Origin of the sequence: Amycolatopsis cihanbeyliensis, from assembly GCF_006715045.1 — a bacterium.
In the GTDB taxonomy this organism is placed as follows: Bacteria; Actinomycetota; Actinomycetes; order Mycobacteriales; family Pseudonocardiaceae; genus Amycolatopsis; species Amycolatopsis cihanbeyliensis.
In genome coordinates this window covers 3,276,181-3,291,947 of the sequence record NZ_VFML01000001.1, presented here as the reverse complement: position 1 = coordinate 3,291,947, position 15,767 = coordinate 3,276,181, and the positions used below count along the sequence as shown (strand labels likewise).

Annotated in this window: 10 protein-coding genes; 8 read left to right on the top strand and 2 right to left on the bottom strand. The window is 72.0% G+C overall.

The window, feature by feature from the left end:
- The first annotated feature begins 79 nt into the window (after nucleotides 1-79).
- The 7 genes from FB471_RS14690 to FB471_RS14660 all read left to right on the top strand — a co-directional run bounded on the left by FB471_RS14690 (nucleotide 80) and on the right by FB471_RS14660 (nucleotide 11,909).
- Nucleotides 80-907 carry a hypothetical protein gene (locus FB471_RS14690; RefSeq protein WP_141998754.1) on the top strand — a complete coding sequence of 276 codons (828 nt, stop codon included), beginning with the start codon at nucleotides 80-82 and terminating at the stop codon, nucleotides 905-907.
- Nucleotides 907-4,032, top strand: a complete 3,126-nt coding sequence (locus FB471_RS14685; protein WP_141998752.1) for a non-ribosomal peptide synthetase — start codon at nucleotides 907-909, stop codon at nucleotides 4,030-4,032. The genes FB471_RS14690 and FB471_RS14685 overlap by 1 nt, the downstream gene beginning before the upstream one ends.
- Nucleotides 4,033-4,164: 132 nt before the next feature.
- Entirely contained in the window at nucleotides 4,165-5,211 is a 1,047-nt protein-coding gene (locus FB471_RS14680) for a methyltransferase (protein WP_141998750.1), read from the top strand.
- Nucleotides 5,208-8,465: an ACP S-malonyltransferase gene (fabD, locus tag FB471_RS14675; RefSeq protein ID WP_211358034.1), complete on the top strand. Its 3,258-nt coding sequence runs from the start codon at nucleotides 5,208-5,210 to the stop codon at nucleotides 8,463-8,465. The genes FB471_RS14680 and fabD overlap by 4 nt, the downstream gene beginning before the upstream one ends.
- Nucleotides 8,466-8,567: 102 nt before the next feature.
- Nucleotides 8,568-9,848, top strand: a complete 1,281-nt coding sequence (locus FB471_RS14670; protein WP_141998748.1) for a cytochrome P450 family protein — start codon at nucleotides 8,568-8,570, stop codon at nucleotides 9,846-9,848.
- Complete coding sequence (locus FB471_RS14665; protein WP_141998746.1) at nucleotides 9,845-11,065, top strand: cytochrome P450; 1,221 nt, start codon at nucleotides 9,845-9,847, stop codon at nucleotides 11,063-11,065. The genes FB471_RS14670 and FB471_RS14665 overlap by 4 nt, the downstream gene beginning before the upstream one ends.
- Before the next feature lies 1 nt (nucleotide 11,066).
- Nucleotides 11,067-11,909 carry a phytanoyl-CoA dioxygenase family protein gene (locus FB471_RS14660; RefSeq protein ID WP_141998744.1) on the top strand — a complete coding sequence of 281 codons (843 nt, stop codon included), beginning with the start codon at nucleotides 11,067-11,069 and terminating at the stop codon, nucleotides 11,907-11,909.
- A gap of 38 nt (nucleotides 11,910-11,947) precedes the next feature.
- On the opposite strand, the gene FB471_RS14655 is transcribed toward FB471_RS14660, so the two are convergent.
- Complete coding sequence (locus FB471_RS14655) at nucleotides 11,948-13,012, bottom strand: acyltransferase domain-containing protein (RefSeq protein WP_141998742.1); 1,065 nt, start codon at nucleotides 13,010-13,012, stop codon at nucleotides 11,948-11,950.
- Between the two features lie 263 nt (nucleotides 13,013-13,275).
- On the opposite strand from FB471_RS14655, the gene FB471_RS14650 reads away from it, so the two are divergent.
- Entirely contained in the window at nucleotides 13,276-14,493 is a 1,218-nt protein-coding gene (locus FB471_RS14650; RefSeq protein ID WP_141998740.1) for a nucleotide disphospho-sugar-binding domain-containing protein, read from the top strand.
- 16 nt (nucleotides 14,494-14,509) lie between these two features.
- Here FB471_RS14650 and FB471_RS14645 read toward each other — a convergent pair whose 3' ends face one another.
- A complete protein-coding gene (locus FB471_RS14645) occupies nucleotides 14,510-15,757 on the bottom strand; it encodes a glycosyltransferase (protein WP_170220812.1) in 1,248 nt (415 codons plus the stop codon).
- Between the last annotated feature and the right edge of the window lie 10 nt (nucleotides 15,758-15,767).

Here is a 15,767-nt window from a genome sequence, read left to right as displayed (position 1 = left end):
GTCGGTGCGGATCGAGCACGACGCGACGCACACGCAAACCTGGACAGGCCGAATTCGACAAGGACACGGAGTGAAAGTCATGGGCAACCCACGTAGCTGGCAGGCCGTGCACGAGGCGGAGGGGCCGGATCTCGTGCTGGCCGCGGACTTCCCGGTGACCGGGCGGAACGAGGGCGGGTTCGCCGAGCTCGTTCCGGGGCTCGGCCTGGACTGCCCGCTCTGGCAGACGGTGCCACCCACCGTCGCCCCGGACGCCACCACGGACGTCGAGGAGTACCTCGCGCCCTGGGTGGAGGAGATCCGGCGAACCGGGCGCACCGTGCGGGCCGTGCTCGGCTACTGCGCGGGCTCGGTGTTCGCCGGCGCGGTCGCCGAACGCGTCGCCGCCCACCAGGACCCGCCGCCGCGGATCGTGCTGTTCGACCCGGAACTGGTCGACGTGCCCACCGTGCACCTCCAGTTCGGCCGGGTGATCGGCAACATGACCGCGGTACTGGACGCCGAGGAACTGAGCACCCTGGAACGGGAGGCACAGCGCCTCGCCGAGGCCGCGGCGAACCCGGCGGGCTTCGCCGCCGAGCTGTTCACCATGTTCCGCCCGATCGCCGCGAAGGCCTTCGAGCGGGCCGGCCTCGACGGCGGGTTCGCCGCCGAGCTGACCGACCTGGTCGGCTCCTTCATGGCCTACCTCGGCGTCGCCGCCCGGCTCGACCCCACCCCCGCCTGGGCCAACGCCACCACGATCACCTCGGCCAGCCAGGGCAGCGGGCTGAACCGGCTGCGTGCCGAAGGGCGGGCCGGGGACGGGTTCGTCGCCGAGGAGATCCGGTTCGAGGTGGAGCACCGCGACCTGCTGCGCACCGGCGGCACCGCGGACGCCGTCGCGAAACTCCTGGAGGCCCGCTGATGACCATGACCACGGCCACGGCACACCCCGCGACCCGCAAGGAAGCCAGCCTCTGGCTGCTGGACCGGTTCGTCCCGGACAGCGGGGTGAACAACCTCTCGCTCGCGTTCCGGGTGCGCGGCCGGCTGGACGCGGGCGCGCTGGAGGGCACCCTCCGCCACCTGCTGCGCCGCTACCCGGTGCTGCGCACCGTGTTCACCGACACCGAGGGCGAACTCAGCAAGCGCTACCTGACCCCGGAGGAGATCTCCGTGCCGGTGGAGCGGCACGAGCGGCCCGCGACCGGCATCGAGGACCGGCTCACCACCTTCGTCGCCCGGCCCTTCCGCGCCGACGGCGGCCCGCTGCTGCGGGTGCTGCACCTCACCGGCGGCGAGGGCGACATCTGCTGCGTCGCCATCCACCACTCGATCTCCGACGTGCAGTCCACCACCCTGCTTCGGGACGCGTTCGTCTCCTGCTACGACGCGCTGGCCGCCGGCTCGCCCCCGCCGGAGGAGGCGGAGGTTCCGGTGTGGACGGAACCGGAACCCAGCGCGGACAGCGCCCGCTTCTGGCGCGAGCAGCTGCGCGGGTTCCGCTCCACCGAGCTGGAGCTGTGGTGCGAGCACCCGGAACCCGGCGAGACCACGCTGGCCGGGGACGAGGTCACGCACACCCTTTCCGAGCAGGCACGGGAGGCGGTGAAGCGGCTGCAGCGGCAGGTCCGCGCCCCCGAGTCGGTGGTGCTGCTCGCCGCCTACTACCTGCTGCTTGCCAACCACGGCGCGGGCCCGGACCTCACCGTCGGCTCCCCGGTGAGCGCGCGCTCCAAGGAGGCCGCGCAGGCCGTCGGGTACCACAGCAACATGGTCACCCTGCGCGTGCGGGTGGAGCGCGAGGAGGGTTTCCGCCAACTCGCGGGGCGCACCCGCCGCACCTTCCTCGAAGCCATGGCGCACCTGGACTTCCCCGCCGACGAGCTGCTCGAGGTGGTGGAACGGGAGGACTCCTCCTGGCGCAACGTGCTGTTCCGGCACGCGTTCAACTACGTGCCCTACGACGAGACCCAGAAGGACTTCACCCTCGCCGGGGAGCCCGCCGAGCTGCTGGTCGTCGAGAACGGGTCCAGCCAGTTCGACCTCGAGTTCTTCGTCACCTCCAGCGCGCGGTCGCTGCAGGTGCGCGGGGTGTTCTACACCGGGGTGCTGGACCGCGCGGATGTCGAGCTGATGCTGCAGCGCTACGAGGCCCTGCTCATCGCCGTCGAGGCGGAACCGGACCGGCCGGTGGCCGAGCTCCCCGCCTGGTGCGCGCGGGACCGCGAGGTGATCACGGCCGCCAACGCCAACGACCGGCCGCTGCCCTACGAGACCGTGCCGCGGGCCGTGGCCGAGCGGGTGCGCGAGGTGCCGGACGCCGTGGCCGTGCGGGACGGCGAGCGGGCGGTGAGCTACCGGCAGCTCTGGGCCGCCGCGGTCGCGACAAGGGACCTGCTCACCGAGTCCGGCATCGGCGCCGGTGACACCGTCGCCCTGCTGGCCCGGCGGGGCCCGGAGCTGGCGGCCGCCGTGCTCGGCTCCTGGCTGGCCGGGGCGGGCTACCTGCCGCTGGATCCGCAGCACCCGCTGCAACGCATCACCTACCAGCTCGACGACTCCCGCGCCGGCACCGTGATCGCCGGGGGAGACACCGCGGTGCCCGGCGGGCGGAAGGTACTGCCACTGGTCACGGTGGACACCGCCGAACCGGTGGACCTCGACCAGGCCGTCGCGCTGGCCGCGGCCGCCGAACCGGAGGGCACCGCGTACCTGATGTACACCTCCGGATCCACCGGCCTGCCCAAGGGCATCCCGATCCGGCACCGCAGCCTGGCCAACGTCATCGCCGACTACGCCGAGCGCTTCGGCGGCACCGGCGGTGCCTCGGCGACCGCCTGGCTGAGCACGGTCAGCTTCGACATCTCGGCCATCGAGCTGCTGATACCGCTGGTCCGCGGCGGGCAGGTGGTGGTGGCGCCGGACGAGGCCCGCTCCGAGGGCACCGCCATGGCCGAGTTGCTGCGGGACGAGGAGATCGGCTTCGTGCAGGCCACCCCGACCACCTGGCGGCTGGTCGCCGGGGAGATCGCCGACCTGTTGCCGGGACGGACCGTGCTCACCGGCGGCGAGCCCATCCCGGCCGAACTCGCCCGCGACATGGTGGAAGCCGGGGCCACGGTGTGGAACGTCTACGGCCCCACCGAGAGCACGATCTGGGCCACCGCGGGCCGGATCCCCGCCGGGGTACGCGGCCGGGTGGACGTGGGCACCCCGGTGGCGAACACCACGGTGTTCATCGCCGGCCCGGACGGCAGGGAACTCCCGATCGGGCTGCGCGGCGAACTCTGCGTCGCCGGGACCGGAGTCGGCCCCGGCTACCACGACCGGGCCGAGCTGACCGCGGAACGCTTCGGCGAGCACGAGACCCACGGCCGGTTCTACCGGTCCGGCGACGTGGCCCGCTGGCGGCCGGACGGCCGGCTGGACCTGCTGGGCCGGATGGACCGGCAGGTGAAGCTGCGCGGCAACCGGATCGAACTCGGCGAGGTCGAGGGCGTGCTGCTGACCCACCCGGGGGTCGGTGCCGCGGCCGTGGTCGTGGTCGGCGACCCCGGCGTGGACGGGGTGCTGGTCGCCTTCGTCTGCCTTTCCGGCGGCCAGGACGTCCTGGGCACGCTGTGGGACCACGCGCACACCATGCTGCCCCGCTCGGTGGTGCCGCACCGGTTCATCCCCGTCGAGGACTTCCCGAAGACCGGCAGCGGCAAGGTCGACTACCGGGAGCTGGCCCGCAGGGCCGAAGGCGAGCTCGGCGGCGAGGCCACCGGCGCGGAACCGGAGCAGGCCTCCGGGGAGCTGGTCACCCGGCTGCTCGGCCTGTGGCGCACCCTGCTCGAACGCACCGACCTGGACGAGACCAGCCACTTCTTCGCCGAGGGCGGGCACTCCCTGCTCGGCGCCAAGCTCGCCCAGGAGATCGAGCAGGGCATCGGGGTCCGGCTCAAGCTCACCGACATCTTCGAGCACCCCACCCCGCGGGCGCTCGCCGCGTGCATCGCCGCGCACACCGAGTCTGACGCAAAAGAGGGTTATGCACAGCGGTAGGCGCGGTTACCGTCCGCCGCCTCACGTCGTATCCAGCCGCCACGAGCCACCCTCCGCACGCTCCGGGTGGCCCCCGTCGTCTGGATTGCGCACAACCCGCACCGACGCACACGCACTGGAAGGGAACTGACCATGGAGATTGCCAAGCTCGCGATCAGCGGGTGGTTTTCCCGGGCGCTCGCGGTGGCGGCGCGGCTGCGGATCGCGGACGTCCTCGGCGACGGCGCGCTCACCCACACCGAGGTGGCCGCGCGCACCGAGACCGACCCGGACGTCATGCTGCGGCTGCTGCAGATGCTGACCGTGCCCGGGGTGGTGCAGCGCGACGAGGAGGACCGGTTCCGGCTCGGCGAGTCCTTCGCCGAGCTGCGTGCCGACCACCCGCTCTCCCAGCGGCACTTCGCGATACTGGCCGCCGAGCTGTACGACGACGCCTTCGGCGAGCTGGAGTACACCGTGCGGACCGGAAAGTCCGGGTTCCGGAAACTGTTCGGCGAACCGCTGTACGACTACCTGGAGCACCACCCGGAGACCGCCGACCTCTTCGACAAGGGCATGGTGGACCTCGCCCGGCCGGTCGGCATGGAACTCGCCCGGCAGCACGACTTCACCGGCGCCGGCACCGTGGTGGACGTCGGTGGCGGCAGCGGTGGGCTGCTGCCCGGCATCCTGCTGTCCAACCCCGAGGCCAGGGGTGTGGTCGCCGACCGGGCCAGCGTGTGCGAACGCGGCAAGGCCGAGCTCGGCAGCACCATCCCGCCCGCGGTGCCCGGCGCGGCGGAGATCGCCACCAGGATCAGCTTCCAGCCCTGCGACTTCTTCGCCGAGGTGCCCGCGGGCGGCGACCGCTACCTGCTGAAGAACGTCCTGCACGACTGGACCTTCGACAACTGCGTGCGCATCCTCCGCACGGTGGCCGACGCGATGCGGCGCACCGCCGAGGACCGGCCGGCAGGCGCCGCGCCACCGCGGCTGCTGGTCCTGGAACCCCTGATCGAGCAGGACATCGACGGCTGGCGGGCGATGTTCCAGATGATCGCCTGCGACGAGGGCATGCTCGGACTCGACGAGCAGCGGATGCGCGAGGCGCTGGACGCCGCCGGGTTCGAGGTGGCTGGCGTCGACCGGATCGCCACCGGCCACAAGGTCCTGGACTGTCTACTCCGGACAGGTCAATGATGGGGCTGGACACCGCCTTCCTGTTCGCCGGCCAGGGTTCGCAGTACCACCACATGGGCCGCTGGCTGTACGACAACGACCGCACCTTCCGCGCGGTACTGGACGACCTCGACTCGGTCGTCCGGGAGCGGCGCGGCGACTCCGTGCTGGAACACGTCTACAGCGAGCGGCGGGGCATCGAGGAGCCCTTCGAGGAGTTCCGGTTCAGCCAGCCCGGCGTGTTCATGTTCGAGTACGCGCTGGCCCGCATGCTGCGTGAGCGCGGCTTCCGGCCTGATGTGGTGCTCGGCACCAGCCTCGGCGAGGTCGCCGCGGCGGTGGAGGCCGGGATGGCCGAACCCGCCGACTGCCTCGCCATGCTGCTGCGCCAGGTCGATCTGTTCGAACGGCACTGCCCGCGCGGCGGGATGCTGGCCGTGCTGACCGGCCCGGAACTGCTGGAGAACGACCGGCTGGTGCGCGAGCACAGCCAGCTCGCCGCGATCAACTCGGAGTCCAACATCGTGCTCGCCGGTCGCGAGGACGAGCTGGATCACATCGCCGACCACCTTTCCACCCAGGGAATCCTGTACCAGCGCCTGCCGGTGCCGTTCGCCTTCCACTCCACGCACATCGAACCGATCGAGGACCGGTTCCGGGAGCTTGCCGGCTCGGTCGCCCTGCGGCCCGCCCGGCTGCCGCTGCTGTCCGGCACCACCGGCGAGGTCGTCGAGGAGATGACCGTCGATCACCTGTGGCGGGTGCTGCGCGACCCGTTCGACCTGCGGGCCGCGCTGAACCGGCTGCTCGAGCGGGACCGGTACCTGCTGCTCGACCTCGGCCCCTCCGGCTCGATGGCCAACCTGGTGCGGCTGCTGCTGCCCGCCGGCGCGCGGTCGAAGACCTTCCCGCTGCTGTCCCCTTTCGCCGCGGGCGGCACGCTGCTGGACGCCGTGCTCGAGCAGCGCCCGGCCCGCACCGAACCGGCCCGCACGGAAAAGGAGCGACCCATGAACCAGGCCACCATGCGCGCCTGCGCGTTCCCCGGGCAGGGCTCGCAGACCAAGGGCATGGGCAAGGAGCTGTTCGACACCTTCGACGAGCTCACCGCCCGCGCCGACGAGATCCTCGGGTACTCCATCCGCGAGCTGTGCGTGGAGGACCCGGAGCGCAACCTGAAGCAGACCGAGTACACCCAGCCCGCGCTGTACGTGGTGAGCGCGCTGAGCTACCTGGCATGGCTGCGGGAGGGGCAGCGGCTACCGGACTACGTGCTCGGGCACAGCCTCGGCGAGTACGTCGCCCTGTTCGCGGCCGGCGCCTTCGACTTCGAGACCGGGTTGCGGCTCGTGCACAGGCGGGGCGAGCTGATGAGCCGCGCGAGCGGGGGCACGATGGCCGCCGTCTCCGGCTTCGACGCCGAGCGGGTCCGCGAGCTGCTGGCCGAACACGGCCTGGACACGCTGGACGTCGCCAACATCAACACCCCGACGCAGACCGTGATCGCCGGCCCGAAAGAGGACATCACCAGGGCCGCCGCGGTGTTCACCGAACGCGAGGGTCGCTGCGCGCCGCTGAACGTGAGCGCGCCCTTCCACAGCAGGTACATGACCGAGGCCGCCGAGGAGTTCGGCCGGTTCCTCGACCAGTTCACCTTCGCCACACCGAAGATCCCGGTCATCTCCAATGTGGACGCCCGGCCGTACACGGCGGACTCCGTCGCGGAGAACCTGCGGCGGCAGATCGTGAGCCCGGTGCGCTGGGTGGACAGCATCCGCTACCTGATGAGCCACGGCGAGTTCGACCTGCGGGAGATCGGCCCGGGCACCGTGCTCACCAAGCTGGTCGCCAAGATCCGTTCCGAGGCGGACCCGCTACCCGCCGAACCCGAGCCGGTACCCGAACCGGCCGCCCCGCAACCGGTTCGGCCTGCGCGGGCCCCGGTCACCCCGGCGGGCCCCGACTCGCTCGGTTCCGCCGACTTCCGCGCCGACCACGGCGTCCGGTACGCCTACGTGGCTGGCGGGATGTACCGGCAGGTGTCCGGCGTGGACCTGGTGGCCAGGATGGCCGGGGCCGGCGTACTCGCCTACTACGGCAGCAGCGGGCTCACCCCGGACGAGCTCGCCACGGGCCTGCGCGAGCTGCGCGAGCGGCTGGGCGGCGTCGACCCCTTCGGCGTGAACCTCACCTACGACCCGTTCGGCTCCGCCACCGAGGAACGGATCGTGGACCTGCTGCTGGACAACGACATCCGCCGGGTCGAGGTGTCCACCTACGTGCAACTCACCCCCGCGCTGGTGCGCTACCGGCTGCGTGGAGCCGGGGTCCGCCCGGGCGGCCTCGCGGTCGCGGGGAACAAGGTGCTCGCCAAGGTGACCCGCCCGGACGTGGCCAGGCTGTTCCTCGAACCACCACCGCCGGAGCTCGTGCGGCGGCTCCGCGAGCAGGGCCGGATCACCGCCCAGGAGGCCGAGGCCGCCGCCCGGCTGCCGATGGCCGACGACGTCTGCGCGGTCGGCGACTCCGGCGGCTACACCGATATGGGCGTACTGCCCGCGCTGCTGCCCTCGGTGCTGCGGCTGCGGGACGACCTCGCGAAGGAACGCCCGGAACTGCCCGCGGTCCGGGTCGGCGCGGGCGGCGGGATCGGCACCCCCGAGGCGGCGGCCGCGGCCTTCGTGCTCGGCGCCGAGTTCGTACTGACCGGATCGGTGAACCTGTGCACCGCGGAGAGCGCGCTCAGCGCGGAGGTCAAGGACCTGCTGCAGGACGTCGACGTGCACGACACCACCCTGGCGCCGTTCGGCGACCTGTTCGAGCTGGGCGGAAAGGCCAGGGTGCTGAAGAAGGGCACGCTGTTCCACGCGCGGGCGAGCAAGCTGTACGACCTGTGGCGCAACCACGACGACTGGCTGGACATCGACCCCGAGGTGCGGGCGCGGGTGGAGCAACGGTACTTCCGGTGCACCTTCGACGAGCTGGAGCGGCGGGCGCGGGCGGGAACGGGGGATGGCGAGCGGCCGGACCCGAAACGCCGGATGGCGCTGGTGTTCCGCGCCTACTGCGCGGAGGCGCTGCGGCTGGCCTGCGAGGGTCCCGCCGGGAGGGAGACGGATGTGCAGATCGCCTGCGGCCCGGCGCTTGGCGCGTGCAACCAGTGGCTGCGCGGCAGCGGGTTCGAGTCCTGGCGCGGCAGGCACGCCGAGGAACTCGCCGGCTGGATCATGGCAGGCGCCGCCGAGATCGTGCACGCCGGCCGGCGCAGGCCCTAGCACGGCGCCGGCTCCGACAAGGAGGGTTGTTCGGAACGACCCAGCGACCGCGGGCCGCCAGGCCCGTTGAATGAGGCACAGACTCAAGGAAAGCGAAACACTATGGCTCCCACCGAAAGCACGGACGGCACCACCGCGACCGTCGGCTGCCCGCACAGCGAGCTGGAGGCGCAGCCGGAGACCGAGTTCGACCTCTCCGACCCGGCGTTCATCACCGACCCGGCCGCGGGCGAGCGCTGGCTGTCCGCCCCCCGCCCGATCTGCCGGGGCCGGTTCGCCGACGGCATGCCGATCTGGGTGGTGACCCGGTACGCGGACGTCAAGGCCGTGCTGTCCGATCCGCGCTTCGCCAGCAAACCACCCGGGGACCTGCACGTGCAGAGCATGCTGGCCAGGGGCATCCCGGAGGACATCGTGGAGATGTTCGACTCCACCGTGCTCACCATGGACGGGCCCGACCACGCCAGGGTGCGCAGGCTGGTCACCGGTGCCCTTTCCGCGCGGCGGGTCCGCTCCCTGCGCTCCGGCATCGAGCGGATCGCCACCGAGCTGCTGGACAAGATGGACCCGGGTGGCGAGGTCGACCTGATCGCCGAGCTCGCGCACCCGCTGGCGATCGCGGTCATCTGCGAGCTGCTCGGGGTGGACGAGCGCTACCGCGAGCAGTGGCGCCAGTGGAGCGAGACCCTGGCGGCCGCGCTGCGGCCGGACCCCGAACAGCTCGCCCCCGCCGTGCGCGGGATGGCCGCGGTGACCCGTGAGCTGATCGAGGCACGCCGGGCGCACCCGGAGGACGACCTGATCTCCGAACTGGTCGGCGTGCACGAGGCCGACGGGGACCGGCTCACCGACGACGAGCTGGTCGCCATGGCCATGGTGCTGGTGCAGGCGGGCCACGACACCGTGCGCAACCTGATCTGCCTCGGCGTGCACACCCTGCTGGACCACCCCGAGCAGGCGGAGCTGCTGCGCGCCGAACCCGACCGCACCGCCCGCGCCGTGGCCGAACTCGTCCGCTACACCGCCCCGGTCAAGCACACCTTCCGCCGCTTCGCCACCGAACCGGTGCGGCTCGGCGAGATCACCGTGGCGCAGGGTGAGGCCGTGCAGATCGTGCTGGCCGCGGCCAACCGCGACCCCGAGCAGTTCACCGAGCCCGGCGAACTCGACCTCGCTCGGCCGGACAACCCGCACCTCGGGTTCGGGCACGGCCCGCACTACTGCCTCGGCGCGGCGCTCGCCCTGAACGAAGCGGAGATCGCGATCAACCTGCTGCTGCGGCGCCACCCCGGGCTGCGTCGCGCCGCACCGGCCGAGGAGGTGGCCCCGCGCTACCTGCTCCCGATGGAGAAACTGCCCGTGTACCTCGAGGAGACCCGATGACCGAGACCGTTCCGAGCCAGGACGGGCTGCCCACCGCCCGGCGCTGCCCGCTCGACCCGCCCGAGGAGCTGGGCAAGCTCCGCGCCGAGGAGCCGATCAGCCGGATGGCCTTTCCGGACGGTCACCTCGGCTGGCTGGTCACCAGCCACGCCGGGGTCAAGGCGGTACTCGGCGGCCGGGAGTTCGGCTCCCGGGCCGACCTGCTGCGCGCGCCGATCCCGCTGGCGATGGCCGCCCAGCCCACCGAGGTTTCCCCCGGCATGTTCACCGCGATGGACCCGCCGGAGCACACCAGGTACCGCAAGCTGATCGCCGGCTGGTTCACCATGCGCCGGATGCGCCAGCTCGAACCGCGGATCGAGCAGATCGTCGCCGAGCACCTGGACGCCATGGAGCGGGTGGGCGGCCCGGTGGACCTGGTACAGGCCTTCGCCGAGCCGGTTTCCGCGCTGGTGATCTCCGAACTGCTCGGTGTTCCCGCGCGGGACCAGGACCGCTTCCTCGCCGCCACCAAGGCACTGTTCGGGGTGCACTCCAGCGCGGAGGACGCCATCGCGGGCTGGCAGGGCATCCGCGAGTTCCTGCTGGAACTGGTCGCCGCGAAGCGTGCGGACCCGGCCGAGGACCTGATCAGCCAGCTGGTGACCGAGGGCGACCTCACCGACCAGGAGCTGATCACCATCGGCAGCCTGCTGCTCGTGGCCGGGCACGACACCAGCAATAACCAGCTCGCGCTCAGCGTGCACGCGCTCTTCCGGCATCCCGAGCAACTGGCCGCGCTGGTGGCCGATCCGGAGCTGGTCCCCGGCGCGGTCGAGGAGCTGCTGCGCTACCTCACCATCGTGCACATCGGATCGATCAGGGCCGCGCTGGAGGACACCGAGCTGGACGGGCACCGGCTCGCCGCGGGGGACGCGGTGTCCCTCTCACTGTCCGCGGCCAACCGTGACCCCGAGGTGTTCGAGGATCCGGACACTCTGGACATCACCAGGTCCGCTTCCAGCCACGTGGCCTTCGGGCACGGGGTACACCAGTGCGTCGGCCAGCAACTCGCCCGTGCCGAGCTGCGCGTGGCGCTCACCGCGCTGCTGCGCCGGTTCCCGGACCTGCGGCCCGCGGGCGATCCGGACCAGGTGCGCATGCGCACGGATTCGATCATTTACGGCGTGCACGAACTTCCCGTCACCTGGGGAAACCACACCGAGAGCGAGGAGTGAGATGACTTCGGCAGTTCTGGCCCGGCTCGCCGGTGATGCCGCGATCGACGACCTGTGCGCGGCACTGGAACGCGACGGCGGCGCCATCGTGGAGAACTTCGTCGACGAGGAGACGCTGGCCGCGCTGTGGACCGACCTGCGGCCCAGCCTCGAGCACGGCGACTACGGCGACAACGTGTTCTCCGGGCACAAGACCAAGCGAGTCTCCTCGCTGTTCGCCCGTTCCCCCCGGGTCGCCGATGTGCTGACCCAGCCACTGTTCCTCGGTGCCGCCCGCAGCCTGATCGAGCGTCCGGTCCGCGTCTGGTTCGGCGGGGAGCAGGCAAGCCTCGCCCCCAACGTGCAGGTCAGCGCCACCCAGCTGATCCAGATCTGGCCGGAGGAGGGGGAGCAGGTGCTGCACCGCGACGACAGCTCGCACCTGATCAGCTACCCCGCCCCGATCCGGCGCGTGCAGGTGATGCTGGCGATGAGCGAGTTCACCGCGGACAACGGCGGCACGATGGTGGTCCCGGGCAGCCACCTCTGGGACGACGAGCGCCCGCCCCGCCGGGATGAGGCCGTACCCACCGAGATGGCCGCGGGCTCGGCACTCGTCTGGGTCGGCGGCACCTACCACGGCGGTGGCCGCAACGTGACCGGCAGCCCGCGTACCGGGCTGACGATCTCACTACTGGCGGGCAACCTGCGGCAGGAGGAGAACCAGTACCTCGCCATCCCGAGGGACACGGTCCGGGAGTACCCGGAGGAGGTGCGCCGCCTGCTCGGCTACACCACCTGCCCGCCGTTCCTCGGCTGGCACGAGTCGAGCGACCCGCACCGGGTGCTGGCCGAGCACGAATGAGCGTCTGCCGTATCGCGGTGACCCCGCGGCCCGCGGGGTCACCGCCGGGCGAACACCGCGTCGTACAGCGCCGCCTGGTAGGGCGTCAGCCGCGGTTCCGCCCGGGGTCGGGGGGCGGGGCGCGCGTGGCCCAGCTCGATCAGCCTGGCCCTGGACTGCGCCAGGCTCTCCCGCTCCCCGTCCCTGCGGCCGGAGGCGAGGGTCTCCCCGGTGCGGCCGTCGTGGGTCAGGCACTGGCGGACCGCGGTCAGCAGCACCGGATGCGGGCTGATCTCCAGGAAGGTCCCGTGCCCGCGCTCGGCCAGCACGCCGACCGCCCGCGCGAACTGCACCGGCCTGCGCAGGTTCCGCATCCAGTAGGACGCGGTCAGCTCCGGGCCGGACAGCAGGTCCAGGGTCGCCGTGGAGTACATCGCGACCTCGGCCCGGCCCGGTCGCAGCCCGGCCAGTGCCTCGTGCAGGTCGTCCCGCAGCTTGTCCACATAGTGGCTGTGCGAGGCCACCGTGTTGCGGATGACCTTGCAGAACACGTCCCGCTCCTCGAGCGTGCGCACGATGTCCTCCAGCGCGGCCAGGTCACCAGCCAGCACCGTCGAGCTCGGGCTGTTGCATCCCGCGACGCTGACCCGGCCGCCGCCGGCCGCGGCCAGCTCCCCGGCCTCCGACTCGGACAGCTCGGTGACCGCGAGCGCACCCTCGCCGCTGATCCGGCGCAGCAGCGCGCTGCGGCGGCAGGCGATCGTCGCCGCGTCCGCCAGGCTCAGCGCGCCCGCGACGTGGGCCGCGGCGATCTCGCCCATGCTGTGCCCGACCACGGCATCCGGTCGCACGCCCCAGTCGCGCCACAGCGCCGCCAGCGCGATCTGCAGCGACACCATGGTCGGTTGCAGCACGTCGATCTCCCGCAGCCGCGACTCGGGTTCGTCCAGCATCAGCTGTTCCAGCACGGAGAAGTCGACATGCCGCCGCATGGCCTGGTCGCACTCGCGCATCGCCGCGTCGAAGGCGGGCTCCGTGCGCAGCAGTTGCCTGCCCATCCCGAACCACTGGGCGCCCTGGCCGGCGAAGACGAACGCGAGCAGCGGGGCATGGTCGTGAGACATACCCGGCACTGTACCGAAAACCCGGCCGGTGACCGAGAAAAACCGCGTTTCTTGTCAAATGTCGGGTTGTGCGGGTCCGTCGCGTGCGTCACCAATGCGTTGGCCCCCAACGACCTCCCGCCCGTCGCCCCCGCCACCCCATCGGTGGCGCTGCGCGCCGCGGTGACCACGGGCCTGGCGGCCCGCGGTCGCCGGGTCGTTCCGAACAACCCTCCTTGTGCCTGCCCGAAATCTCCGAAATCATCGCCCGTGAGGAAATACCCGTGCGTGTCCTTTTCGTACCCTTGCCCTTCCCTACCCACTACTTCCCGACCGTGGGCCTCGCCTGGGCGCTGCGGCTCGCCGGGGCGGAGGTGCGGGTCGCGACCGGAGCGGACATCGCCGAGGTCGTCGACCGGTCCGGCATCCCGGCCGTCACGGTCAACACCCAGCCGGAACTGATCACCGCACCGCGCAAGGAAAAATGGCTCGAGCTGGAACGCATGCCCGAGGAGGGGCTCGCCGGTGCGCTGGTCTCCGGGCCGCTGGACAACTACGCGAAGATCGCCTGGGCGATGGCCGACGACCTGGTCACCTTCGCCGAAGGCTGGCGCCCCGACCTGATCATTTCCGACCCGCTGGCCTACGCGGGCCCACTTGCCGCCGAGGTGACCGGCACCGTGCCGGTGCGGCACCTGTGGGGCGTCGACTCGCCGCGGCAGTTCCGCCTCCCCGGTTCCGGGTTCGACGAGGACGATCCGCACCGGGAGGTGCCGTGGCGGGCGCTGCCGTGGCCACCGCGGCTGCTGGAACTGTTCGAACGGCACCGGGCCACCCCGCGCGACGATCTCGCGGTGTGCACTGTGGACCCCTGCCCGCCGAGCCTGCAGGTCCCCGGCATGGCCAACCCGCTCCCGGTCCGGTACACCCCGTACAACGGCACCGGCCTCGTCCCTGGCTGGCTGCTGGAACCGAGGAAGCGACCACGCATCTGCGTCACCTGGGGTCTCGCCTCCACCGCCACCCTCGGCGAGGAGTTCTTCGGTGTCCCGGCGATCCTGGACGCGATCTCCGGGCTGGAGGGCGACTACGAGGTCGTGGTGGCCGCACGGGGCTCGGACGCGGAACGCATCGGCCCGCGGCCGGAAGGCGTCCGGGTGGAGCAGGTTCCACTGCACGCCCTGCTGCCCAGCTGCGACGCGATCGTGCATCACGGCGGTTCCGGGACCCTGTTCACCGCCGCCTGCTACGGCGTACCGCAGCTGGTCCTCGCGATGATGCACGAGCACACCACGGCGGCCACCCCGTTCGCCGAGCAGGGCGCCGCCGTACTGCTTTCCGGTGCCGAAGCGGGCGTGCCGGAGATCCGGGACGCGCTGGCGGGGATCCTCGGCGGGCCGGCGACCGGCAAGGCGGCCGCCGCGCTGGCCGCCGAGATCCGCGCTCAACCGGCACCCGCCGAAGCCGCCGCACGGCTGCGGGCGCTGGTCGAGGCGACCTGAGCGCCGGCCAGGGGAGCTAGCCGTGCACCAGGTTCCGCTCGTACCAGCCCTCGATGATGTCGCAGGCTCGTTCCACGCCCCGCTCGGCCCGCACCCGCTCGCCGATCCGGGCCGCCTGCTCGGCCATCGCCGCCGAGCCGACCGCTTCCTCGACGCCCGCCACGACCTCCTCGACCCGCATCGAGGCGAACCGGATGGGTTTCGCGGCCACGCCGAGCTTGCGCACCTTGCTCGCCCAGAACGGGTGGTCGGCGAAGGTGGGGATGACCACCTGCGGCACCCCGGCCTTCAGCACCTCGGCCGTGGTCCCGTAGCCACAGTTGTGGATCACCGCGGACGCGCGGGGGAAGAGCCACGAGTAGTCGGCCTCGGTGAGGTGGAAGTCTCCGTCCCGCAACGGTTCCGGCCGGCCGCCGACGACCACGATCCGCCTGCCGGTGCGTTCCGCCGCGGCCCGCAACGCCGCCCTTGTCAGCTCCTCCCGGTGCACCGGCCAGGTGCTGCCGAACGTGGCGACCAGCGGTTTCGGCTCGCTCGCCAGGAACTCCTCGAGCTCGGCGGGCGGCTGCCAGCTGCGTTCCCAGAACCAGTAGCCGGTCACGTGGCAGTGTCCCGGCCAGTCGGCGGGCCGGGGGATCAGGCTCGAGCTGTACGGGTACATCATCGGCAGGTCCCGGCCCAGCTCCCGGTACGGGGACCGCGCGCCGATCGTGGGCAGGCCCCGCTTGGCCCGGAACCCGTTCACCATGCGGCGGGTCTTCCACCACTCGACCTGGCCCGCGACCAGGTGGGTGAGCCGGTTGTAGAGCGGTCCGAGTGGCAGTTCGGGCGCTCCGAAGGCGGGGAAGGCCCCGGTCGGCGTGATCGGCCACCACGAGCTGGCGCACCACGGCCGGTCCGACCGCGCCACACTGATGCCCTTGGTGAACAGCGCGTTGACCGTGAAGTCGGCGTCCGCGCACATCGCGTCGATGCGTTCGAGCAGGCTCGCGTACGCCTCGGGGCTGGTACCGGGCAGCCTGCGTTCCATCCGCAGCGCGGAAGGGCTCTTGCGGAGGGACTCGATGACTTCCGGGATCTCGAAGAAGTTCCCGGTGCTGGTCGGGATCTCCTTCAGATTCAGATCCGCGTCGTCGGCGAGTTTCTGGAAGTCCCCGCTGGTGACCAGGTCGACCTTGTGCCCGCGGCGGCGCAGCGCGGTACCGAGCGCCAGGAACGGCTGGATGTCACCGCGCGAGCCGAACGGGACCAGTGCGATCTTCACCACACGAACC

Bases quoted from the DNA above. Each gene is read 5' to 3' on its own strand.
- FB471_RS14690 (WP_141998754.1), top strand. From the start codon at position 80: ATGGGCAACCCACGTAGCTGGCAGGCCGTGCACGAGGCGGAGGGGCCG.
- fabD (WP_211358034.1), top strand. From the start codon at position 5,208: ATGATGGGGCTGGACACCGCCTTCCTGTTCGCCGGCCAGGGTTCGCAG.
- FB471_RS14655 (WP_141998742.1), bottom strand. From the start codon at position 13,012: ATGTCTCACGACCATGCCCCGCTGCTCGCGTTCGTCTTCGCCGGCCAG.
- FB471_RS14670 (WP_141998748.1), top strand. From the start codon at position 8,568: ATGGCTCCCACCGAAAGCACGGACGGCACCACCGCGACCGTCGGCTGC.
- FB471_RS14685 (WP_141998752.1), top strand. From the start codon at position 907: ATGACCATGACCACGGCCACGGCACACCCCGCGACCCGCAAGGAAGCC.
- FB471_RS14680 (WP_141998750.1), top strand. From the start codon at position 4,165: ATGGAGATTGCCAAGCTCGCGATCAGCGGGTGGTTTTCCCGGGCGCTC.
- FB471_RS14660 (WP_141998744.1), top strand. From the start codon at position 11,067: ATGACTTCGGCAGTTCTGGCCCGGCTCGCCGGTGATGCCGCGATCGAC.
- FB471_RS14665 (WP_141998746.1), top strand. From the start codon at position 9,845: ATGACCGAGACCGTTCCGAGCCAGGACGGGCTGCCCACCGCCCGGCGC.